Source organism: Salipiger bermudensis (assembly GCF_020171625.1).
GTDB classification, from domain to species: domain Bacteria; phylum Pseudomonadota; class Alphaproteobacteria; order Rhodobacterales; family Rhodobacteraceae; genus Salipiger; species Salipiger bermudensis_B.
Genome location: NZ_JAIUZY010000015.1, coordinates 1 through 21989, shown reverse-complemented (window position 1 = coordinate 21989; position 21989 = coordinate 1). Strand labels below are relative to the sequence as shown.

The following is a 21989-nucleotide window of genomic DNA, read 5'->3' as shown; positions in this document are numbered from 1 at the left end:
TTTCGCCGAAAGTGAAACTTTTCGTTCGCCCGCTCCGTCTCTGAAGGCGTGACAATTATTAAGCGAGGCGAATGTGACAGGCGCAGGCATGAAGACGGCCGTGATCGGCAGCGGCATCTCGGGGTTGGCCACCGCGTGGCTGCTGGGGCCGCATCAGGACGTGACGATCTTCGAGGCCGACACCCGGCCCGGCGGCCATGCCCGCACCGCCGAGGTTGACGGGGTTTCGGTCGATACCGGCTTCATCGTCTGCAACCGGCGCACCTATCCCCTGTTCATCCCCCTGCTCGAGCATCTGGGCGTCGAGCTGGCGCCGAGCGACATGAGCTTCGCGGCGAGCTTCGGAGGCGGCAGGCTGGAATACGGCACCACCCGCACGCGCGACCTGTTTGCCCAGCCGCGCCGGCTGGCCGATCTGTCGCACTGGCGGATGATCCGCGACACCCTGCGCTTCTTCAAGGGCGCGCCTGACCACGTCGAGCCGGGCACCAGCATCGGCGAGCTGATCGCCAAGATGGGGCTGGGGCCCGAGTTCCGCGACCGTTTCCTGATGCCGATCTCGGGCGCGATCTGGTCGACGCCCACGCAGGACATGCTCGACTTTCCGGCCGAGAGCTTCGTGCGCTTCTTCGAGAACCACGGCCTGCTGACCGTCAACGACCAGCCGAAATGGCTGACCGTGAAGGGCGGCTCCGCACGCTATGTCGAGGCGATCCTCAAGGCCACGAAGGCCGATCTGCGGCTCGGCTGCCCGGTCTGGCAGGTGCGTCGCGACGGCGATGGCGTGGTCGTGACGAGCGCGCGTGGTGAAGAGCGCTTCGACCGGGTGGTGATGGCCACCCACGCGCCGCAGAGCTTCGAGATGCTCGACCGGCCCGACCCGCAGGAGCGCGCGATTCTGAGCGCCTTCCGCACCGAGCCCAACCGCATGGTGCTGCATTCCGACATGCGGTTGATGCCGCGCACTCGCAAGATCTGGTCGTCCTGGAACTATGTCACCGAGGCCGAGCAGATGCTCACCGACCGCCCGATCAGCCTGTCCTACTGGATGAACCGGCTGCAGCCGCTCGGCACCGAAAGGCCGCTGATCGTGACGCTCAACCCCGAGATCGAGCCGGTGAACCTGCACGACGAGGCGGTGCTGAACCACCCGCAATTCGACACGGCCGCGGTCTCGGCGCAGGCGCGCCTGCCCGAGATCCAGGGGCGGGGCGGGGTCTATTATGTCGGCGCGTGGACGCGCTACGGCTTCCACGAGGATGGCGTGCTCTCGGCGTTGCGGGTGGCGCAGGCGATGGGCATCGACTGGCCGCTCGGCGCCGATCCCTGGGGCGGCAGCGCGGCGGTCGAGGCAGATGGCGCACTGGAGGCGGCGGAATGACCGATCTCTGGCACGGTGCACTGCTGGACTGCCGGATCTGGCACGCCCGCAAGGGCGATGTCGACCGGCAGTTCCGCTACCGCGCCGAATATCTGGCGCTGCCGGTCGACGATTTCGAGGACGGGCGGCTGCCGATCCGTCCCGACCGGCTTGGGCTCTGGTCGGTGCGCCCGGGGGATTACGGCCGCCGGGATGGCGTCTCGATGGGCCGCTTCATCCGCGAGCAGCTCGCCCCGGTCGGGCTGGCGCATTGCGACGTGACGCTGGTCACCATGCCGCGCTCGCCGCTCTACGGCTTTAACCCGGTGAGCTTCTGGCTGGCGCGCGATCACAAGGGGCTTCGCGCGGTGCTGGCGGAGGTGTCGAACACCTTCGGCGAGCGGCACTTCTACCTCTGCCACCACCCCGACAACCGCCCCATCGCGCGCTCGGACCGGATCACCGGGGAGAAGCTCTTTCACGTCTCGCCGTTCCTGCCGCGCGAGGGGCACTACGTGTTCCGCTTCGATCCCGGCCCCGACCGCTTCGGCGCCTGGGTCGACTGGATCGGCGAGGGCGGCGAGGTCAGGCTTCAGACCTCGATGAGCGGCCCGGCGCGGCCACTGACCCGAAAGGCGCTGACCCGCGCCAAGTGGCGCCATGCGTTTCAGGCGCAGAAGGTGATTGGGCTGATCCATTGGCAGGCGCTGAAGCTTGTTCTGCGGGGCGTCCGCGTTATCTCGAAACCAGAACAGCTCGCGCAGCGAGGTTCGGAAGTGACAGGGGGTGCGGGGCACGATGTTTGAACGCCAGATCGAAAGCAAGCTGCTGAGCAGTCTCGACAAGGTCGAGTATGGCAGCCTGGCGCTGACCACGCCGGACGGCAAGGTCCGGCACTTCGAGGGGCCCCAGCCGGGGCCGGCGGCGGATCTGACCATCCACGACTGGCGCACCGTGCCGGCGGCGGCGGCCAAGGGCGATATCGGCCTGACCGAGGCCTATCGCGACGGCTGGTGCGACAGCGACGACCTTGCGGCCTTCCTGATCTTCGGGCTGAAGAACGAGGACGCGCTGGAGCCGTTCCTCTACGGCCATGCGTGGCAGTCGCTGCTGATCCGGGCGCTCTATCTCTTCAACCGCAACACCAAGCGCGGCTCGCGGCGCAACATCCAGGCGCATTACGATCTCGGCAACGAGTTCTACAAGCTCTGGCTCGATGAGACGATGACCTATTCCTCGGCGATCTTCTCGCCCGAGGATGAAGGCCACGCCGACCCACTGGTCGCGGGGCAGCACCGCAAGTACGACCGTATCCTCGAGGGGCTGGGCTCGAACTCGGGCCGGGTGCTCGAGATCGGCTGCGGCTGGGGCGGCTTTGCCGAGCGCGCCATGCAGCGCGGCGATTTCGCCCCCAAGGGGCTGACGCTGTCGCACGAACAGGCGCGCTTTGCCCGCGAGCGTCTGGGGCGCGAGGCCGAGATCGTGCTGCAGGATTACCGCGACGAGTACGGCCGCTTCGACCACGTGGTCTCGATCGAGATGTTCGAGGCGGTGGGCGAGCGCTACTGGCCGACCTATTTCGAGAAGGTCGCCCACATCCTGAGCCAGAAGGGCCGGGCGATGATCCAGACCATCACCGTGGCAGACCGCTATTTCGACCGCTACCGCGCCGGCGGCGACATGATCCGCAGCTTCATCTTCCCCGGCGGGATGCTGCCCTCGTCCCCGGTCTTCGAGTCGGTTGCCGGCAAGGCGGGCCTCAGGGTCGAGGACAACCACGCCTTCGGGCTCGACTACGCCCGCACCCTGCGCGACTGGCTCGACCGCTTCGACGCCAAGGTGGCCGAGGTGCGCGGCCTTGGCTTCGACGATGGCTTCATCCGGGTCTGGCGTTTCTACCTCGCCGCCTGCATCGCCTCGTTCGAGACCGGCCGCACCAATGTCCATCAATACCGGCTGGCCCATGCCTGAGACCTCCAACTCCCCCCGCATCTGGATCATGGGCGCCTCTACCGGGATCGGCGCCGAGCTGGCGCGGGCCTACGCCCGACGCGGCGCGAAGCTGGTGTTGTCGGCGCGCTCGGAAGAGCCGCTGCACAAGCTCGCCGACGAGATCGGCGGGGCCGAGGTGGTGACGGCGGATGTCTCGGACCTCGAAAGCCTGCAGGCCGCGGCCGACAGGATCTCCGAGGGCGGGCTGCTCGACCGCGCGATCACGCTGGCGGCGCTCTACGATCCGGGCAAGGTGATGGAGATCGATCCCGAGTTCGCCGCCAAGATCGTCGACGTGAACCTCACCGGCACCTTCCATTTCGCCCGCGTGGCCGAGCCGCTGCTGCGCGATGGCGGCGATCTGGTGCTGACGGGCTCGGTGGCGGGCTATATCGGCCTGCCGCAGGGGCAGATCTATTCCGCTTCCAAGGCCGGGGTGATCAACCTGATCGAAAGCCTGCGCGTCGAACTGGCGCCAAGGGTCAACGTGCGGATGATCTCGCCGGGCTTCGTGGATACGCGGCTGACCGAGAAGAACGATTTCGACATGCCGGCGGTGATCCAGCCCGAGGACGCCGCCAGCCGCATCGTGAAGGGCCTCGACGGCAAGCGTTTCGAGGTGCATTTCCCGCGCCGTCTGACGCTGTCTCTTAAGCTGATGCAGCTCTTGCCCTACGCCATCTCGATGCGGCTGACCCGCAAGCTGGTGCAATGAGCCGAGCCCTGGCGCCGCTGGTCCTGCTGCTGTCGCTGGCCTTCGCCCTGTCGCCTACGCTGACGGGCGGGTTTCCCGGCTTTTCGCCGGAGCAGTTCCCCGTGGTTCAGTCGCGCTGGCCGGTGCAGCCGGTGGGCTGGGCCTTCTCGATCTGGGGCGTGATCTTTCTTCTGCTGATCGCGAGCGCGGCCTACGGGCTCTGGCGGCAGCGGTTCGATCCGGATTGGCAGCACATGCGCGGACCGCTGGCGGTGAGCCTCGGGCTCGGCACGTTGTGGATCGCGGCGGCGCAGTGGCAGCCGCTCGCGGCAACGGCGATGATCCTCGTCATGGCCGCCACCGCCATCCTGGCGCTGCTGCGCGCCCCCGGCGACCTGCGGGCGCGCGCACCGATCGGCCTTTACGCCGGCTGGTTGACGGCGGCGGCGGGAGTCGCGACCGGCGCCAGCCTCAGCGGCTACGGCGTGCTGTCGGCGCAGGCGGCGGCGCTGGTGATGCTCTCGCTGCTGCTGGTGATCGCGGGGGTCGTGCTGTGGCTGCGCCCCTCGGCGCTGGCCTATGCTTTCGGCGTCGGCTGGGCCTGCATGGGCGTGGTCGTGGCCAATCTCCAGGTCTCGAACCTGCCAGTCATCGCTCTGGCGCTCACGGGCATCGCGCTGGTGGTGGCGGTCCCGCTGCTGCGGCGGGCGGGACCGGCCTGATGCTTGGCTCAGCCGTGGATCCAGCGGGTGATCATCACCCCCGCCCATGCCGAGCCGCCGGTCAGCGCCGCGCCCCAGAGCGTGTCGACGATGACCTGATTGTAGGTCCAGCCCTTGAGCGTCGCGAGGTTGGTGAACTCGTACGTGCCGTAGCACATCAGCCCCAGAAGCGCGCCGCCGAGCAGGGCCTGCGCCGGGCGGCCCGTGGCAAGCGCCGGGACCGAGACGAAATAGAGCAGCCCGGCCACGTAGAAGGCGTAGAACACCGCCGCCGGACCGAGCCGCAGCGGATCGGCGAGCATGTCGCCCACGTGACGCTCGAAGACGGGTTTGACGATCATGGTGATGCCGATCATGTCGATCACCAGAAAGATGATCACGGTCGAGGCGTAGAGGGTGACAAGGTGCATGCGCGTTTCTCCGGCGGTTTTTCAAGGAACGAACGGCACGCGCGAATGGTTGCGCCTTCCGGGAAAATCCTGCCGCGCCACCGGGGCGGCGCGGGCGACCGAGCGTGCATGGCGCAAGGTCCGGTCGCGAGTGGCGCCGGTGGCCGGGGCAGGGCCGGCCCCTCGGGAGGCTGACTGCATGGCAAAGATGCGCAAGAAGGCCGACCTGCCGCACAAGATCTGCGCCTGCTGTGGGCGGCCCTTCGCGTGGCGTCGCAAATGGGCGCGGGACTGGGACGCGGTGAAATACTGTTCCGACCGCTGCCGCAACGAGGCGAGGAACGGGACATGACCGAGACGCTGCGCTTAGTGCTGGGCGACCAGTTGACACGCTCGCTCTCTGCGCTGTCGGATCTCGATGCCGAGACCGACGTGGTGCTGTTGGTCGAGGTCGGCGACGAGACCGGCTATGTGCGCCATCACCCGCAGAAGATCGCGCTGATCCTCTCGGCCATGCGCCACTTCGCCGAGGACCTGCGCGAGAAGGGCGTGACGGTCGAATACGTCAAGCTCGATGACGCGGACAACACGCACAGCTTCTCCGACGAGCTGGACCGCGCGGTGAAGCGGCTCAAGCCCAAGCGCGTCGTGGCCACCGAGCCCGGCGAGTGGCGCGTCTGGGAGATGATGCGCGACTGGGAAAGCGATCTCGGCCTGCCGGTGGAGATCCGCGAGGACGACCGCTTCTACTGCTCGCGCGCCGAGTTCGCCGAGCTGGTGGACGACAACAAGACCGGGCGGATGGAGTATTTCTACCGCGAGATGCGCCGCCGCACCGGGCTGTTGATGGAGGACGGCGAGCCGGCGGGCGGTGAGTGGAACTTCGACGAGGAGAACCGCAAGTCGCTGCCCAAGGGGCTCGAGACGCCGCACCGGATGCGGTTTCGCCCCGACGAGATCACCGAGGAGGTGCTCGACCTCGTCGCGGCCCGCTTCGACAACCATTTCGGCGACCTCGAGGGCTTTGGCTGGGCGGTCACCCGCGAAGAGGCGCTGCGGGCGCTGCGGCACTTCGTGAAGGACTGCCTGCCCACCTTCGGCGATTATCAGGACGCCATGAAGACCGGCGAGGATTACCTGTTTCACGGGCTGATCTCGCCCTATCTCAACATCGGCCTGCTGACCGCCCACGAGGTCTGCGAGAAGGCGGCGCAGGCCTTCGCCGATGGCGAGGCGCCGCTCAACGCGGTCGAGGGCTTCGTGCGGCAGATCCTCGGCTGGCGCGAGTTCGTGCGCGGTGTCTACTGGACCGAGATGCCGGACTACGTGGAGAGCAATTTCCTCAACGCCAAGCGCGACCTGCCGGCGATGTACTGGGGCGGCGAGACCGACATGCGCTGCATGTCGGAATGCATCGGCGCCACCCGGCGCAACGCCTACGCGCACCACATCCAGCGCCTGATGGTGACCGGCAATTTCGCCCTTCTGGCCGGCGTCGAGCCGCGCCAGATCGAGCAATGGTATCTCGAGGTTTATGCCGATGCCTTCGAGTGGGTCGAGCTGCCGAACGTGCATGGCATGGTGATGCACGCCGATGGCGGGCGGCTGGGCTCAAAGCCCTATGCCGCCTCGGGCAGCTACATCAATCGCATGTCGGACTACTGCAAGAACTGCGACTACAGCCTGAAGCAGAAGACCGGGAAGGAGGCCTGCCCGTTCAACTATCTCTACTGGAATTTCCTGATCGAGAACGAGGACAAGCTGGGCGACAACCACCGCATGGGGCTGATCTATGGCAGCCTGCGCAAGAAGAGCGAGGCCGAACGCGAGGAGATTACGCGCTCGGCCAAGGCTTTTCTCGATGGCGGCGACTGGCCGTGAGGGCCGCGCCGTGCAGCGTCGTCACTCCGCGGCGATGCCGTCGGTGAACTGCAGCCGCGCAAGCCGGGCATAGAGCCCGTCCTCGGCGACAAGCGCGTCGTGGCTGCCCTGGGCGACGATGCGGCCCTGATCCATGACGACGATGCGATCGGCCTTCTTCACCGTGGCAAGGCGGTGCGCCACGATGATCGTGGTGCGGCCCTCGGCCAGCCGGTCGACGGCGGCCTGCACCGCGCGCTCGCTTTCCGCGTCGAGCGCCGAGGTCGCCTCGTCGAGCAGCAGCACCGGCGCGTCGCGCAGGATGGCGCGGGCGATGGCGATGCGCTGCTTCTGGCCGCCCGACAGCATCACGCCGCGCTCGCCCAGATAGGTGTCGTAGCCCTCTGGCAGGGCCGAGACGAAGCCATGCGCCGCGGCGGCCTTGGCGGCCTCCTCGATCTCGGCGTCGGAGGCGTCGGGGCGACCGAAGCGAATGTTGTCACGGGCCGAGGCGGCGAAGATCACCGGATCCTGCGGCACCAATGCGATGTGCTTGCGGAAGGCATCGCGCGAGAGGGCGTCGAGCGCCACGCCGTCCAGCGTCACGCGACCAGCGTCGGGATCGTAGAAGCGCTGGATCAGCTGCACGATGGTGGTCTTGCCGGCGCCGGAGGGGCCGACGAGGGCAACCGTCTCGCCGGGCTGGATGGCGAGGTCGAGATGCGTCAGCGCCGAGACGCCGGGGCGCGAGGGGTAAGAGAACTCCACGTGCTCGAAGCCGATCGCGCCGCGCACCGGGGCGGGCAGGGCCCGAGGCTCTGCAGGGTCGGTGATCGCGTCCTCGGTGTGCAGAAGTTCAATAAGGCGCTCGGTGGCACCGGCAGCGCGCTGCAACTCGCCGAAGATCTCCGACAGCGCCGCCACGGCGCCTGCGACCATGACCGAGTAGATCACGAACTGCACCAGCGCGCCGGGGCTCATTGTGCCGGCGCGCACGTCCCACGCGCCCATCCAGAGCACGCCGACGATGCCGGTGAACACGAGGAAGATCACGATGGCGGTCATCAGCGCCCGCACCCAGACCCGCCGGCGGGCGGCGTCGAAGCTCTTTTCGGTGACCTCGGCAAAGGCGCTGCGCGAGATCTCTTCGTGGGTGAAGGACTGCACCGTCTGCACCGCCTGCAGCGCCTCGGAGGCGTTGCCGGACGACGCGGCGATCCAGTCCTGATTCTCGCGGCTGAGTTTGCGCAGGCGCCGCCCGAGCGTGAGGATCGGCACGATGACGATCGGCACCAAGAGCAGCACCAGCGCGGTGAGCTTGGCCGAGGTCAGCAGCATCAGCGCGAGGCCGCCGACGAAGATCAGCAGGTTGCGCAGCGCGATCGAGACGGAGGACCCGATGACCGACAGGATCAGCGTCGTGTCGGTGGTGATCCGGCTCAGCACCTCGCCGGTCATGATGCGCTCGTAGAACACCGGCGACAGGCCGATGACCCGGTCGAACACCCCCTTGCGGAGGTCGGCCACCACGCGCTCGCCCAGCCGCGTCACCAGCGCGTAGCGCGCGGCGGTGCCGATGGCGAGCAGCCCGGCGAAGCCGAGCGCCGCGAGGAAGTAGCGGTCAAGCAGCGCGCCGTCTTCCGCGTTGAAATTGTCGATCACCCGGCGGACGGCCATCGGCAGGGTCAGCGACACCGTCGCGGTGGCGATGAGGGCCAGCGTGGCGCCGATGAGCAACGCCTTGTAGGGCGCCATGAAGGGCCAAAGCGCCGCAAGCGATCCGAGCTTGCGGGATTTGTCTCGCTCTTCCGCCACGGCGGATGCGGGGTTTCCGTGAGCCATTGCTACTCCTGTCCTGCGCCGGGCCGTTTTGCCATGACAGGCGCAGGATTCAAGCCGCGCTTTGACGCAGCGGGCTTTGAACCGCGCAATTTCACCGATTCGGATCGGTCGGATCGGCGGGAACGACACGTTTGGGGAAGATCTGGAGCGGGCGACGGGAATCGAACCCGTATCTCTTGCTTGGAAGGCAAGGGTCTTACCATTACACAACGCCCGCTCGGCTGACTGGCTGGATATTTCATGGGGGCGAGAGCGTCAAGCCGGGTCTCGGCGGGCGGTTCCAGAAACCGGCGCCACGGTCTAGGCTGGGCGTCATGGAACTTCTGATCGTCTATCACAGCCGCACCGGCGGCAGCCGCCAGATGGCCGAGGCCGCGTGCGAGGCGGCGCGCGAGGAATGCGACGTGCGCCTGCTGCGCGCCGAAGACGCGGGGCCGGAGGATCTTCTGCGGGCGCAGGGCTACCTGTTCTGCGCGCCCGAGAACCTTGCCGCGCTTTCGGGCGCGATGAAGGAGTTCTTCGACCTCTGCTATTACCCGGTGCTGGGCCGTATCGAGGGCCGCCCCTATGTGCAGATGGTCTGCGCGGGCTCGGATGGCGCCAACGCGGCGCGCCAGACCGCGCGAATCGCCACCGGCTGGCGGCTGCGCGAGGTGCAGGAACCGCTGATCGTGTGCACCGATGCGCAATCGCCCGAGGCGATCCTCGCCGACAAGACCGTGCCCGAGGCCGACCTGGAGCGCTGCCGCGAGCTGGGCGCGGCCCTAGGGGCAGGGCTCGCTATTGGGGTGTTCTGAGCGGGCTGTTCTAAGCGGGCCGGTGCGTCATTCCCCGAGCGCGATTCCCTCGCGCCGGGGATCGGCGCCGCCCTGCAGCGTCTCGCCGACGGCGATGGCGTGCAGCCCGGAGGTCAGCCCGCGCAGCTCGACCTCGAAGCCCAGCTCGGTCAGCGGTGTCTCGAGATCGGCGGCGGTCGAGCCTTCCTCGAGGTCGTAGGTGCCGAAGCGGTTGACCAGATGCGGCATCGCGACGGCCTCCTGTACATCCATGCCCCAGTCGAGATGCGCGATGATCGCCTGAGCCACGTAGCCGATGATGCGGCTGCCACCGGGGCTGCCGATCACCAGCGAGGGCGCGCCTTCTGACATCACGATGGTCGGCGCCATCGACGAGCGAGGCCGCTTGCCGGGTTCGATCCGGTTGGCGATGGGCACGCCGTCGCTGTGGCTGCGGAAGGAGAAATCCGTCAGCTCGTTGTTGAGCAGGAAGCCCGCCGCCATCAGACGCGAGCCGAAGCCGTTCTCGATGGTGGTGGTCATCGACAGCGCGTTGCCGTCGGCGTCGACGATGGAGATATGCGAGGTCGAGGGGAACTCGATGCTCTCGTCGTCGGCGAGGCGCATGGCGTGGTCCCATTCGGGCGCGCCGGGCGCCACCTCGGGCAGGGCATCATCACCGGCGAGCAGCTCGGCCCGGGAGGCGAGGTAGTCAGGTGCCACCAGCCCCGCGACCGGGACCGGCACGAAATCGGTGTCGGCCATGTAGCGGCCCCGGTCGGCAAAGGCGAGCCGCGAGGCATCGCCGATCAGCCGCCACGCCTCGGCGCTGTCGGGGCCGAGCGTGGCAAGGTCGTAGCTGTCGAGCATCCCGAGGATCTGCCCCACGGTCAGCGCCCCCGACGAGGGCGGGCCCATGCCGCAGACCTCGTGCGCGCGGTAGGCGGCGCAGACGGCGGGGCGCTCTTTCACCCGGTAAAGCGCCAGATCGGCGGTCGAGAGCCGGCCCGGGTTGCCCTCGGCGCCGCGCACGGCGGCAACGATCTCCTCCGCGATCCGGCCCGTGTAGAAGGCCCGCGAGCCATCCTCGGCAAGCAGGCGCAGGGTCTCGGCGTAGTCTGGATTGGTGAGCCTGTCGCCGGCGGCGATGGCCGCGCCCCCGGGGAAGAAATAGCCGGCAGTGTCGGGGAAGCGTTGCAGCCGCTCGGTATCGTCTGCGACAAGCTCGGCCAGCCGGGGCGAGACGGTAAACCCGTTCTCGGACAGCGCGATGGCCTCGTCGAAGAGCCCGTGCCAGTTGGCCCGGCCCCAGCGGCGATGCGCCTCTTCCATCAGCTTCGGTGTGCCCGGCGCGCCCACCGACAGCCCGCCGACCACCGCGTCGTAGAAGCTCAGTGGCTCGCCGGACTCATCCTGAAACTGGCGCGGGTCGGCGTCCAGCGGCGCGGTCTCGCGCCCGTCGAGCGTGGTCAGCTCGCCGCTTTCGGCATCGTACCAGACGAGGAAGGCGCCCCCGCCGAGGCCGGAGGATTGCGGCTCGACCAGTCCCAGAACCGCCTGCACCGCGACCATGGCATCGGCGGCGCTGCCCCCCTCGCGCAGCACCCGCGCGCCGGCCTCGACGGCCAGCGGGTTGGCGGCGGCGATCATCCAGTCCTGCGCCTGGGTGGGCGTGCCCGCCGCCTTGGCGTCGAGCGCCGCGCGGGCGGCCTCGGAGATGCCGTCAAAGGCGTCGACGCTCTCGGTCGCGGCTTCGGGGGCCACGGCATCCGCCGCCTCCTGCGCGAGGGCGTCTTGCACGAAGAGCGGCGTGGCGCTCAGAACGGCGGCCAGAAACAGGCTGTATCTCGACATGGTTGGTCTCCCTCGGCGTGGCGGTGTCGAGGGGGAGCCTAGCAGTGGTCGGGGCGGCGGTCACCCGTTGTGGTTGCAAGCTGCGTCAGGCCCGGCGCAGGGGCGCTTTGCGACAGGTGCGAGGCGACCTGAGCGCCAGCTGTAGCAAGAAATTATTGAAGTTCCCTTTATGTTCCTGTCGCGGTATGCTTGGTCAAACGGTGAACGCCCCGGGACTCAACAAGGGGAGAGGCGCATGGCAGAGGCAGGCTATCTCGATAAACTGAACCACAACCAGCGCGCCGCGGTCGAGTTCGGCGTGGCCCGCGATGCCGTCGCGCCGCCGCTTCTGGTGATCGCCGGGGCGGGCTCGGGCAAGACCAACACGCTGGCGCACCGGGTGGCGCATCTGCTGGTCAACGGCGCCGATCCGCAGCGCATCCTGCTGATGACCTTCTCGCGCCGCGCCGCGACCGAGCTGACCCGCCGGGTGGCGCGGATCACCGAGCAGGCGATGGGCAGTGGCGTGGCCGCCGAGGCGCTGACATGGGCCGGGACCTTCCACGGCATCGGCGCCCGTATCTTGCGCGAGCACGCGCTGGCCATCGGCCTGCACCCCGAGTTCTCTATCCACGACCGCGAGGACAGCGCCGACCTGATGAACCTCTGCCGCAACGGGCTGGGCTTTTCGCAGGCCAAGGCGCGGTTTCCCGCAAAGGGGACCTGCCTCGCGATCTATTCCCGGGCGGTCAATGCGGGCGATCCGCTCGACGAGGTGCTGCGCGACCATTTCCCGTGGTGCAGCCCGTGGCAGGCTGAGCTGAAGCAGCTCTTCGGCGCCTATGTCAGCGCCAAGCAGGCCCAGAACGTGCTCGACTACGACGACCTGCTGCTGGCCTGGGCACAGGTGATGTCGGACGATGGCTTTGCCGCCCATATCGGCGGCGCGTGGGATCATGTGCTGATCGACGAGTATCAGGACACCAACCGCCTGCAGGCGCGCATCCTGATGGCGCTGAAGCCGGACGGGCGCGGGCTGACGGTGGTGGGGGACGACGCGCAGTCGATCTATGCCTTCCGCGCCGCCACGGTGCGCAACATCCTCGACTTCCCGACCGGCTTCCAGCCGCCTGCGGATGTCATCACGCTGGACCGCAACTATCGCTCCACCCAGCCGATCCTCGAGGCCGCGAACGTGGTGATCGGGCAGGCGCGGGAGCGCTACACCAAGGATCTCTGGACCGAGCGTGCCTCGACCGAGAAGCCGCGCCTCGTGACGGTGGCGACCGAGGGCGACCAGGCGCGCTATTTCGTCGACCGCATCCTCGAGGACCGCGAGACCGGCACCAAGCTCAAGGAGCAGGCGGTGCTGTTCCGCACCTCGAGCCACTCGGTGCAGCTCGAGGCCGAGCTGACCCGGCGCAACGTGCCGTATGTGAAGTTCGGCGGGCTCAAGTTCCTCGACAGCGCGCATGTGAAAGACCTGCTGGCCTTCCTGCGGCTGGTGCGCAACCCGCGCGACCGGGTCGCGGGCTTCCGGGTGCTGCAACTCATCCCCGGCATCGGGCCGAAGGCGGCGGGGCAGGTGCTCGACGCGCTCGATCTCGCGCCCGATCCGCTGGCCGCGCTCGAGGACGTGGCGCCGCCGCCGCGGGCCGGGGCCGACTGGCCGGGCTTTGTTGAGGCGATGCGCGGCAAGGCCCCGTGGCCGGCGGCGCTGGGCCAAGCGCGGGCGTGGTACGAGCCGCATCTCGAACGGATGCACGAGGATGCCGAGGTGCGCCGGGCCGATCTCATGCAGCTTGAGCAGATCGCCACCGGCTACCCCAATGCCGAGGCCTTTCTGACCGAGCTGACCCTCGATCCGCCCGATGCCACCAGCGACAAGTCCGGTGTGCCGCTGAAGGACGAGGATTACCTGATCCTGTCGACCATCCACTCCGCCAAGGGTCAGGAGTGGAAATCTGTCTACCTGCTCAACGCGGTGGATGGCTGCATCCCCTCGGATCTCGGCACCGGCTCGACCCACGAGCTCGAAGAGGAGCGGCGGCTGCTCTACGTCGCCATGACGCGGGCAAAGGACCACCTGACGCTGGGCGTGCCGCTGCGCTTCTACGTCACCAGCCAGACCCGCAATGGCGACCGGCATGTCTATGCCATGCGCACCCGCTTCATCGAGAAGGCGATGCTCGACCGGTTCGAGACGCTGCACTGGGCGCCGCCGGTGGGGCAGGGCGCCTCGCGCCCGGCGCCGGGCCAGATCGACGTGGCGGCGAAGATGCGCCAGATGTGGGGCTAGCCTGCCGCTTTCGCTTTAGGTCGGCGTGATCCGGTGTAGGTTGCTGGGCAACGCTCATCTCCCACGCCCTGACAGGAGTATCGTCCCCGTGTTTGCCAGCCTTCGCCTGTTTGTTCTGACCCTGATGCTCGCCTTGGGCGTCCCCGCCATGGCGCAGGACCGCGCCGCCGTCGAGCGCCAGTTCCGCGGCTGGCTCGAGCAGACGGTCTGGCCGCGCGCCCGCTCGGAGGGCGTTTCACGTGGCACGTTCGAGGCGGCGTTCTCGGGCGTGGCGCTGGACTGGGATCTGCCGGATCTCGTGCCGCCGGGCAGCGCGGCGCAGACGCCCAAGCGGCAGCGGCAGGCCGAGTTCGGCGCGCCGGCCAAGTATTTCTCGCGCGGCTCGCTCGATGGCGCCACCTCGGTCGGTCGGCGCATGGCGCGGCAGCACGCGCAGGCCCTTGCGGCGGTGGAGCGGGCGACCGGCGTGCCGGGGCGCATCATCCTTGGCGTCTGGGGGCGCGAGAGCGGCTATGGGCAGGTGGCGATCCGCCACGATGCCTTCCGGGTGCTGGGCACCAAGGGCTTCATGAGCACGCGGGCCGACTATTTCACCGACGAGCTGGTGGCAGCCCTGCGCATCGCCGAGGCCGGCCATGTCGACCCGCGCAGCATGAAGAGCAGCTGGGCGGGCGCGCTCGGCCAGCCGCAGTTCATGCCGTCGAATTTCCTCCGCTACGCCGCCGACGGCAATGGCGACGGTCAGGCCGATATCTGGACCTCCGAGGCCGACACCATTGCCTCGATCGGCACCTACCTCGCCCGCCATGGCTGGCAGGCGGGGCGCGACTGGGGCTTCGAGGTGCGGGTGCCGGCCTCGGTCTCCTGCACGCTGGAAGGCCCCGACCAAGGCCGGCGGATCGCGGACTGGGCGGCGCTGGGCATCACCCGTGTCACGGGCAAGCCGTTCCCCGAGCACGAGGCGCGCGGCGAGGGCTTTCTCTTGATGCCGGCGGGGCGGCACGGCCCGGCCTTCATCGTGACGCCGAACTTCTACGTGCTGAAGGATTACAACATGAGCGACCTCTACGCGCTCTTCGTCGGCCATGTGGGCGACCGCATCCAGTATGGCATGGGCGACTTCGAGGCACGCTGGGGCGATGTCGGGCGGCTCTACCGCTCGGACATCGCGGTCATGCAAAAGGCGCTCGAGGCGCGCGGCCATGATGTTGGCGGCGCCGATGGCCTTCCCGGCTTCAAGACCCGGCGCTCAATCGGACGGTGGCAGGAGGCCAATGGCCGCCCCGCCACCTGTTTCCCGGAGCTTGGGATGAAGTCGGCGCTGGGCGGCTGAGCCGCCCGGACGCCTCGGTCAGAGACGCTCGATCGCGAGCGCGATGCCCTGACCGCCACCGATGCACATGGTGATGAGGGCGCGCTTGCCGCCGATGCGCTCGAGCTCGTAGAGCGCCTTGACGGTGATGATCGCGCCGGTGGCCCCGACCGGATGGCCAAGCGCGATGGCGCCGCCATTGGGGTTCACCTTGGCCGGGTCGAGACCAAGCTCGTTGTTCACCGCGAGCGCCTGCGCGGCAAACGCCTCGTTCGATTCGATCACGTCGAAATCCCCGGCGCCGAGGCCGGTGCGCTCGAACAGCGCGCGCACCGCCGGAATCGGGCCAACGCCCATCACCTCGGGGCGCACGCCGGAATGGGCGTAGCCGAGGATGCGGGCGCGCGGCGTCAGCCCGGCCGCCTCGGCGGCGGAGGCGCGGGCCAGCACCAGTGCCGCGGCGCCGTCATTGATGCCGCTGGCATTGCCGGCGGTGACGGTGCCGTCCTTCTCGAAGGCGGGGCGGAGGCCGGCGAGGGTCTCGACGGTGGTCTCCTTGGGGTGCTCGTCGGTGTCGAACACCACGGTGCTTCGGCGCGAGGCGATCTCGACCGGGACGATCTGCTCCTTGAAGCGCCCTTCCGAGATCGCGCGGGCGGTGCGAGACTGGCTCTCGGCGGCGAACGCATCCTGCGCCTCGCGGCTGATGCCGTGTTCGCGGGCGACGTTCTCGGCGGTGACGCCCATGTGACCGGTGCCGAACGGGCAGTTCAGCGCGCCGATCATCATGTCGACGGTGCGGATGTCGCCCATCTTCCTGCCCCAGCGCTGGTCGGGGTTGATGAAAGGCGCGCGCGACATGCACTCCGCCCCGCCCGCCAGCGCGAAATCGGCATCGCCCAGCATCAGCGACTGCGTGGCCGAGATGATCGCCTGCACGCCGGAGCCGCAAAGCCGGTTGACGTTCATCGCGGGCACCGTCTCGGGCGTGCCCGCCTGCATCGCGGCGACGCGGCTGAGATACATGTCGCGCGGCTCGGTGTTGATGATGTGGCCGAACACCACGTGACCGATCTGGCCGCCCTCGACACCGGCGCGCTCGAGCGCCGCCTTGGCCGCGGTGGTGCCAAGCTCGATCGGCGGCACCGACGCGAGGGCACCGCCGAAGGTGCCGATGGCGGTGCGTGCGCCGCTCAGGATGACGATATCGTCTGACATGGGGACCTCCTCAGATCTTGGGTTGCGCGGAGGATGGCGCGGCGGGCCACGCTTGTCAGCCGCTACGTCCCGTCACCGGGCGCGGGCGGCGTGCGGTCCTCCAGTGGCGGCAGGGTCTCGTTGACCACGCGCACCTCGCGCTGCGGGAACGGGATCGAGATGCCGTTCGCCTTGAACGCGTCCCAGAGCGCCAGATAGACGTTGCCGCGGATATTGGTGAGGCCGCCGGTCGGATCGGAGATCCAGAACCGCAGGATGTAATCGACCGAGCTGTCTCCGAAGCCGACGATATGGCAGACCGGCGGGCGATGGCTCAGCACCCGGCTGACCGAGAGCGCGGCCTCGACGGCGATCCGGCGCACCAAGTGCGGGTCGTCGCCGTAGGAGGTGCCGAAGAAGATGTCGAGCCGGACGAACTCGTTCGAGTGCGACCAGTTCACCACCTGCCCCGTGATCAGGTCCTCGTTGGGGATGAGGTATTCCTTGCCGTCCCGCGTGGTGATCGAGACGTAGCGCGCGCCGAGCGCGTTGATCCAGCCGAAGGTGTCGTTCAGCGAGATCACGTCGCCGGGCTTTACCGACTTGTCGAGCAGGATGATGATGCCGCTCACGAGGTTCGAGACCACCTTCTGCAGGCCGAAGCCGAGGCCTACGCCGATGGCCCCCGACAGGAAGGCGAGGCCGGTGAAATCGACCCCGATCAGCTTCAGCGCGACGAAGAACGCCATGCCATAAAGCGAGACCTGCAGGAACTTGACCGCGAGGACCTGCATCGAGGGGCTGAGATTGGCGTTGCGCCGAATGCTGGCGGCACTCGTGCCCGCGACGAAGCGCGCAAGCGCGACCAGCACCGCAAGCAACAGCAGCCCCTGCAGGATCAGCCAGACCGAGAGCCGGCTCTCGCCGAGCTGGATGGCGACATTGTCGAGCACCGCCACGGTTTCATCGCTCAGGCCGAGGATCCAGATCGTCACCCAGATCCACGCCGCATAGCGCAGCAGGCTGCGCAGCGCCGGATTCCGGATCAGCCGCGTGCTGAGCGCGATGCCGAGCCATGCGCTTGCCAGTTTCGCGATGACGATGAGCAGGTAGGAGCGCGACGGCCACGTGACCTGCTGCATGATGCCGATGGCGTGCCAGATCAGGATGACGAAGAAGATCATCCGCAAGCGGTGTTGCAGCACCAGCAGGACGCGGAGCCGCCATGTCGGCCAGCCTTCGCGCGAGCGCATCCACTTGCGCATCCGCGGGCTCACGCCCTGCGCGATCAGGTGGGCAATGACGAACAGAAACAGCGCGATGCCGATCTGGTAGAAGTTCCACGGCCGCAGGAAGGTGATGAAAAAGCTCTCGGCCTGCGCAAGCGCCTCCAGCGCCGTGCTTTGCAGGGTATCAAGCGGGCCCTGCCCGACCTGCGCCGGGATCATATGTGCAACGTGCTCTTCACGAGAGACAGATTTGCACCGGCAGGGCCGCGGGGCAAGCCTCTCGGGTTACTGCTGGGCGAGAAGTGTCAGGGCAGTGGTCGAATCGCCGTGCGGCACCGCCATGAGCGCAAGAATTCCGAGCGCGGCGATCAGCGTCAGGGTGAGAGCGTTGAGAGGATCCTTCATGGCGTATCTCCGTGGCTACGCAGACATACGCCCGGGCCGCGTCCGGGGTTCCACGCGCCGCATCGGCGCTGCCCTGTCGGAAGATCACCCGACACCGCGAATACCACGCCCCGAAGGGAGCGTTTGTTTTCGCGATGTTGGTGCAGTGGTGAGCCGTGCAGGATTCGAACCTGCGACCCACTGATTAAAAGTCAGTTGCTCTACCAACTGAGCTAACGGCCCACTGTGGGGCGGCTTCTAGAAAGTACGGGGGGTGGGGTCAAGCACATTCTTGCAGTTTTCTGACAGGAAATTTTCGTGGCTCTGGAAAGGGTCCTGCAAGGCGCGTATATGCGCGCCATGGAACACACGCGCGAACCCCTGTCCTTCATGAAGATGCACGGCCTCGGAAACGATTTTGTCGTGCTCGACGGGCGTGCGCGCCGTATCCAGGTGACCTCGGGTCTCGCCCGCGCCATCGCCGACCGCCACCGCGGCGTGGGCTTCGACCAGCTGGCCCTGATCGAGTTGGGCGAGGGCGACGCGCGGCTGACCTTCTACAACGCCGACGGCTCCACCGCCGGCGCCTGCGGCAACGCCACCCGCTGCATCGCGCGGTTCCTCATGGACGAGAGCGGCAAGGACCGCCTCACCCTCGTGACCGAGCGCGGCACGCTGTTCGCGCAGGATGCGGGCAACGGGCTCACCTCGGTCAACATGGGCCACCCGCAGCTTGAGTGGCAGGACATCCCGCTGGCCTCCGCGATGGACACGCTTGGGCTGCCGATCGAGGGCACGCCCGTGGCCACCGGCATGGGCAACCCGCACTGCACCTTCTTCGTCGAGGATGCCGAGGCCATCGATCTCGAGGCGTTCGGGCCGCGATTCGAGCATCACCCGCTCTATCCGCAGCGCACCAACGTGCAGGTGGCGAGCCTGATCGGCCCCGATCACCTGCGGATGCGAGTCTGGGAACGCGGCGTCGGCGTGACGCTGTCCTCGGGCTCCTCCTCCTGCGCCACCGCGGTGGCGGCGGCGCGGCGCGGCCTTACCGGGCGCGCGGTGACGCTCGAGCTCGACGGCGGCACGCTGCAGATCGACTGGCGCGACGACGGCGTCTGGATGACCGGCGCCACCGCGCATGTCTTCGACGGCAGCTTCGGGCCGGCCTGGCTGGAGGCGATCCGATGAGCGCGCCGAAGTTCACCACGCTGGGCTGCCGGCTCAACGCCTACGAGACCGAAGCGATGAAGGCGCTGGCCGAGGAGGCGGGCGTCGGCGACGCGGTGGTGGTCAACACCTGCGCAGTCACCGCCGAGGCGGTGCGCAAGGCGCGGCAGGAGATTCGCCGCCTGCGCCGCGAGAATCCCGAGGCCCGCGTCATCGTCACCGGCTGCGCCGCGCAGATCGACCCCGACAGCTTCGCCGCGATGGACGAGGTCGACGCGGTGATCGGCAATACCGAGAAGATGTCGCCCGACACCTGGGCGGGGCTGTCGAACGGCTTCATCGGCGAGACCGAGAAGGTGCAGGTCAACGATATCATGTCGGTGACCGAAACCGCCGGCCACCTGATCGACGGCTTCGGCACCCGCTCGCGCGCCTATGTGCAGGTGCAGAACGGCTGCGATCACCGCTGCACCTTCTGCATCATTCCCTATGGCCGGGGCAATTCGCGCTCGGTGCCTGCGGGCGTGGTCGTCGACCAGATCAAGCGGCTGGTGCAGAAGGGCTTCAACGAGGTGGTGCTGACCGGGGTCGACCTGACCTCCTGGGGCGCCGACCTGCCGGGCGCGCCGCGTCTCGGCGATCTGGTGATGCGCATCCTGCGGCTGACCGACGTGCCGCGCCTGCGCATCAGCTCGATCGACAGCATCGAGGCGGACGACAACCTGATGCTCGCCATCGCCTCCGAGCCGCGCCTCATGCCGCATCTGCATCTCAGCCTGCAGCACGGCGACGACCTGATTCTCAAGCGCATGAAGCGCCGCCACCTGCGCGACGATGCGATCCGCTTCACCGAAGAGGCGCGCCGCCTGCGTCCCGACATCACCTTCGGTGCCGACATCATCGCCGGTTTCCCGACCGAGACCGAGGCGCATTTCGAGAACTCGCTGAAGCTGGTCGAGGAGTGCGACCTGACCTGGCTGCACGTCTTCCCCTATTCCTCGCGCCCGGGCACCCCCGCGGCGAAGATCCCCAGCAAGGTCGACGGCAATACCATCAAGGGCCGCGCCGCCCGGCTGCGCGCCGCCGGCGAGGCCGCGGTGGCGCGCCACCTTGCCGCGCAGCAGGGCGTGACGCACCGCATCCTGATGGAAAATCCCACCATGGGGCGCACCGAGCAGTTCACCGAGGTCGATCTTTCGACCCCGCAAGCCGAGGGCGCCATCGTCACCGCGACGATCACCGGCCGGCAGGGCCAGCGGCTCGTGGCCTGAGATGCACCCGAACCCGGCCTTCCGCGGTACCGCGCAGGACGAGAGCCTCACCTTTGCGCGGCAGCGCGGTTTCGGCACGCTGGCGGTCTCCGACGAAGGCGCACCGCTGCTGTCGCATGTGCCGTTCCTGCTCACCGAGGATGGCGCATATGCCGATCTGCACCTCGTGCGCTCGAACCCGATCGCGCGGGCGGTCAGGGACGGCGTGCCGGCCCGGCTCGCGGTGAGCGGCGCGGATGGCTATGTCTCGCCCGACTGGTACGGCCTCGGCCCCGATCAGGTACCGACCTGGAACTACGTGGCCGTGCACCTGACGGGCCGGCTGCTGCCGCTGCCCCAGGACGCGCTCGCGCCGCTGCTGGCGGCGCAGTCGGCGATCTTCGAGGCGCGCCTGCCCAAGGTGCCGTGGACCATGGACAAGATGTCCGGAGAGACGCGGGACAAGCTCATGCGAATGATTCTGCCCTTCCGGCTCGAGGTCGAGCGCGTCGACAGCACGTGGAAGCTCGGCCAGAACAAGCCCGAGGCCGCCCGGCGCGCCGCGGCGGACAACGTGGGCGCTGGTATCGGACAGGAGCTCGACACGCTGGCGCAGCTGATGCGGATGCCGCCCGCAGGCGACTGAGCGTTTGCGCTTGCCGGTCACATGCGGCATGAGAGGCGGATGAAACTCGCCTCCAAAGCCCTGCTCACCCATATGCTCACCGCGACCGGGGCCGTCTTTGCCATGCTGGCCTTGCTGGCCGCGGCACAGGAGGAATGGTCGGTCATGTTCCTGTGGCTGGTGGTGGCCTTCTTCGTCGACGGCATTGATGGCCCCCTGGCCCGCCGATACGACGTCAAGGTCAACGCGCCGCGCTTTGACGGGGTGCTGCTCGATCTGATCATCGACTATCTGACCTACGTGTTCATCCCTGCCTTCGCGCTGTTCCAGTCGGGGCTCATGCCGGGTTGGACCGGCTGGTTCGCGATCATCATGATCACCTATTCCAGCGCGCTCTATTTTGCCGACAGCCGGATGAAGACCGCCGACAACTCGTTCCACGGCTTCCCGGGCTGCTGGAACATGCTGGTCCTGGTGCTCTTCGCGATCGAACCGGCGCTCTGGGTGATGCTGGTGCTCGTGGTGCTGCTCGCGGTGGCGATGTTCTTGCCGCTCAAGTTCATCCACCCGGTGCGCACCAAGCGCTGGCGCAGCCTGTCGCTGCCGATCGCGCTGGCCTGGACCGGTTTCGCGGGCTGGGCGGCGTGGGTCGATTTCCACCCCGAGAGCTGGGCGCATTGGGGCCTTGTCGCAACCTCGATCTACCTGATCTTCGTGGGCATCGTGCAGCAGGTGATCCCGCAGCGCGGACGCTGAAACGGCCCGCGCCGCCGCACCCATGCCCCTCCGAGCTCCCAGCCGCCATGGCCGGCCTGCCTCCGGCGGGAGTATTTTTGACGAAGAGAAGATGCGGGCGCAGCGCCCTTTGGCTTCCTTGGTTCAAAAATACCTCGGGGGTGAATTGGCCGTAGGCCAAGAGGGGGCGGAGCCCCCTATTCCCCTCATCTAAAGGCACCTCTGGTGTGACGGGGAGCAGCGCCCCGCGCGCGCACTTAGGCCGTGCCGGTGCCGGGTGCGTCCGTGCCGCGGTCGCCGACCGCCTCGCGCCAGTGCTT

General features: G+C 68.2%; 19 protein-coding genes and 2 tRNA genes. 14 read left to right on the top strand and 7 right to left on the bottom strand.

What is annotated here, in order from left to right; all coding sequences use genetic code 11:
- The first annotated feature begins 88 nt into the window (after positions 1-88).
- The 5 genes from LCM15_RS19900 to LCM15_RS19880 are packed head-to-tail and all read left to right on the top strand — an operon-like array spanning position 89 to position 4768.
- A complete protein-coding gene (locus LCM15_RS19900; protein ID WP_224859525.1) occupies positions 89-1381 on the top strand; it encodes an NAD(P)/FAD-dependent oxidoreductase in 1293 nt (430 codons plus the stop codon).
- A complete protein-coding gene (locus tag LCM15_RS19895; protein WP_224859524.1) occupies positions 1378-2166 on the top strand; it encodes a DUF1365 domain-containing protein in 789 nt (262 codons plus the stop codon). Before LCM15_RS19900 ends, LCM15_RS19895 begins: the two co-directional genes overlap by 4 nt.
- Positions 2159-3331, top strand: coding sequence for an SAM-dependent methyltransferase (locus LCM15_RS19890; RefSeq protein WP_224859523.1), 1173 nt, complete (start codon positions 2159-2161; stop codon positions 3329-3331). Before LCM15_RS19895 ends, LCM15_RS19890 begins: the two co-directional genes overlap by 8 nt.
- Positions 3324-4067 (top strand): SDR family NAD(P)-dependent oxidoreductase, encoded by a 744-nt coding sequence (locus tag LCM15_RS19885; RefSeq protein WP_224859522.1) that lies wholly within the window; start codon positions 3324-3326, stop codon positions 4065-4067. Before LCM15_RS19890 ends, LCM15_RS19885 begins: the two co-directional genes overlap by 8 nt.
- Complete coding sequence (locus tag LCM15_RS19880; RefSeq protein WP_224859521.1) at positions 4064-4768, top strand: tryptophan-rich sensory protein; 705 nt, start codon at positions 4064-4066, stop codon at positions 4766-4768. Before LCM15_RS19885 ends, LCM15_RS19880 begins: the two co-directional genes overlap by 4 nt.
- An 8-nt stretch (positions 4769-4776) precedes the next feature.
- On the opposite strand, the gene LCM15_RS19875 is transcribed toward LCM15_RS19880, so the two are convergent.
- The gene (locus LCM15_RS19875) at positions 4777-5178 is read right to left on the bottom strand and encodes a DUF2177 family protein (RefSeq protein ID WP_224859520.1); all 402 of its coding nucleotides are present in this window, start codon (positions 5176-5178) and stop codon (positions 4777-4779) included.
- A 178-nt stretch (positions 5179-5356) separates the two neighbouring features.
- On the opposite strand from LCM15_RS19875, the gene LCM15_RS19870 reads away from it, so the two are divergent.
- The gene (locus tag LCM15_RS19870) at positions 5357-5509 is read left to right on the top strand and encodes a DUF2256 domain-containing protein (RefSeq protein ID WP_224859519.1); all 153 of its coding nucleotides are present in this window, start codon (positions 5357-5359) and stop codon (positions 5507-5509) included.
- Complete coding sequence (locus LCM15_RS19865; protein WP_224859518.1) at positions 5506-7038, top strand: cryptochrome/photolyase family protein; 1533 nt, start codon at positions 5506-5508, stop codon at positions 7036-7038. Before LCM15_RS19870 ends, LCM15_RS19865 begins: the two co-directional genes overlap by 4 nt.
- A 21-nt stretch (positions 7039-7059) precedes the next feature.
- Here the strand turns inward: LCM15_RS19865 and LCM15_RS19860 are convergent, their stop codons facing one another.
- Both LCM15_RS19860 and LCM15_RS19855 read right to left on the bottom strand, forming a co-directional pair.
- Positions 7060-8859 (bottom strand): ABC transporter transmembrane domain-containing protein, encoded by a 1800-nt coding sequence (locus LCM15_RS19860; RefSeq protein WP_224859517.1) that lies wholly within the window; start codon positions 8857-8859, stop codon positions 7060-7062.
- Positions 8860-9002: 143 nt separating this feature from the next.
- A tRNA-Gly gene (locus tag LCM15_RS19855) sits at positions 9003-9076 on the bottom strand.
- Positions 9077-9173: 97 nt separating this feature from the next.
- On the opposite strand from LCM15_RS19855, the gene LCM15_RS19850 reads away from it, so the two are divergent.
- The gene (locus LCM15_RS19850; protein WP_224859516.1) at positions 9174-9656 is read left to right on the top strand and encodes a flavodoxin family protein; all 483 of its coding nucleotides are present in this window, start codon (positions 9174-9176) and stop codon (positions 9654-9656) included.
- A gap of 27 nt (positions 9657-9683) precedes the next feature.
- On the opposite strand, the gene ggt is transcribed toward LCM15_RS19850, so the two are convergent.
- Positions 9684-11489 carry a gamma-glutamyltransferase gene (gene ggt / locus LCM15_RS19845; RefSeq protein WP_224859515.1) on the bottom strand — a complete coding sequence of 602 codons (1806 nt, stop codon included), beginning with the start codon at positions 11487-11489 and terminating at the stop codon, positions 9684-9686.
- Between the two features lie 235 nt (positions 11490-11724).
- On the opposite strand from ggt, the gene LCM15_RS19840 reads away from it, so the two are divergent.
- Positions 11725-13767 carry an ATP-dependent helicase gene (locus tag LCM15_RS19840; protein ID WP_224859514.1) on the top strand — a complete coding sequence of 681 codons (2043 nt, stop codon included), beginning with the start codon at positions 11725-11727 and terminating at the stop codon, positions 13765-13767.
- 124 nt (positions 13768-13891) lie between these two features.
- Positions 13892-15100, top strand: a complete 1209-nt coding sequence (locus LCM15_RS19835; RefSeq protein ID WP_224859647.1) for a lytic murein transglycosylase — start codon at positions 13892-13894, stop codon at positions 15098-15100.
- An 18-nt stretch (positions 15101-15118) separates the two neighbouring features.
- On the opposite strand, the gene LCM15_RS19830 is transcribed toward LCM15_RS19835, so the two are convergent.
- The 3 genes from LCM15_RS19830 to LCM15_RS19820 all read right to left on the bottom strand — a co-directional run bounded on the left by LCM15_RS19830 (position 15119) and on the right by LCM15_RS19820 (position 18132).
- Positions 15119-16297 carry an acetyl-CoA C-acyltransferase family protein gene (locus LCM15_RS19830; protein ID WP_224859513.1) on the bottom strand — a complete coding sequence of 393 codons (1179 nt, stop codon included), beginning with the start codon at positions 16295-16297 and terminating at the stop codon, positions 15119-15121.
- Between the two features lie 62 nt (positions 16298-16359).
- Positions 16360-17724, bottom strand: a complete 1365-nt coding sequence (locus LCM15_RS19825) for a mechanosensitive ion channel family protein (RefSeq protein WP_224859512.1) — start codon at positions 17722-17724, stop codon at positions 16360-16362.
- A 332-nt stretch (positions 17725-18056) separates the two neighbouring features.
- A tRNA-Lys gene (locus LCM15_RS19820) sits at positions 18057-18132 on the bottom strand.
- A gap of 108 nt (positions 18133-18240) precedes the next feature.
- On the opposite strand from LCM15_RS19820, the gene dapF reads away from it, so the two are divergent.
- Genes dapF through LCM15_RS19800 form a run of 4 tightly spaced genes read left to right on the top strand, consistent with a single transcriptional unit; the run spans position 18241 to position 21690 of the window.
- Positions 18241-19080 carry a diaminopimelate epimerase gene (dapF, locus tag LCM15_RS19815; protein WP_224859510.1) on the top strand — a complete coding sequence of 280 codons (840 nt, stop codon included), beginning with the start codon at positions 18241-18243 and terminating at the stop codon, positions 19078-19080.
- Positions 19077-20330, top strand: a complete 1254-nt coding sequence (gene mtaB, locus LCM15_RS19810; protein WP_224859508.1) for a tRNA (N(6)-L-threonylcarbamoyladenosine(37)-C(2))-methylthiotransferase MtaB — start codon at positions 19077-19079, stop codon at positions 20328-20330. The genes dapF and mtaB overlap by 4 nt, the downstream gene beginning before the upstream one ends.
- A 1-nt stretch (position 20331) precedes the next feature.
- Complete coding sequence (locus LCM15_RS19805; RefSeq protein WP_224859506.1) at positions 20332-20955, top strand: FMN-binding negative transcriptional regulator; 624 nt, start codon at positions 20332-20334, stop codon at positions 20953-20955.
- A gap of 39 nt (positions 20956-20994) precedes the next feature.
- Positions 20995-21690, top strand: coding sequence for a CDP-alcohol phosphatidyltransferase family protein (locus LCM15_RS19800; protein WP_224859504.1), 696 nt, complete (start codon positions 20995-20997; stop codon positions 21688-21690).
- Positions 21691-21989 lie beyond the last annotated feature (299 nt).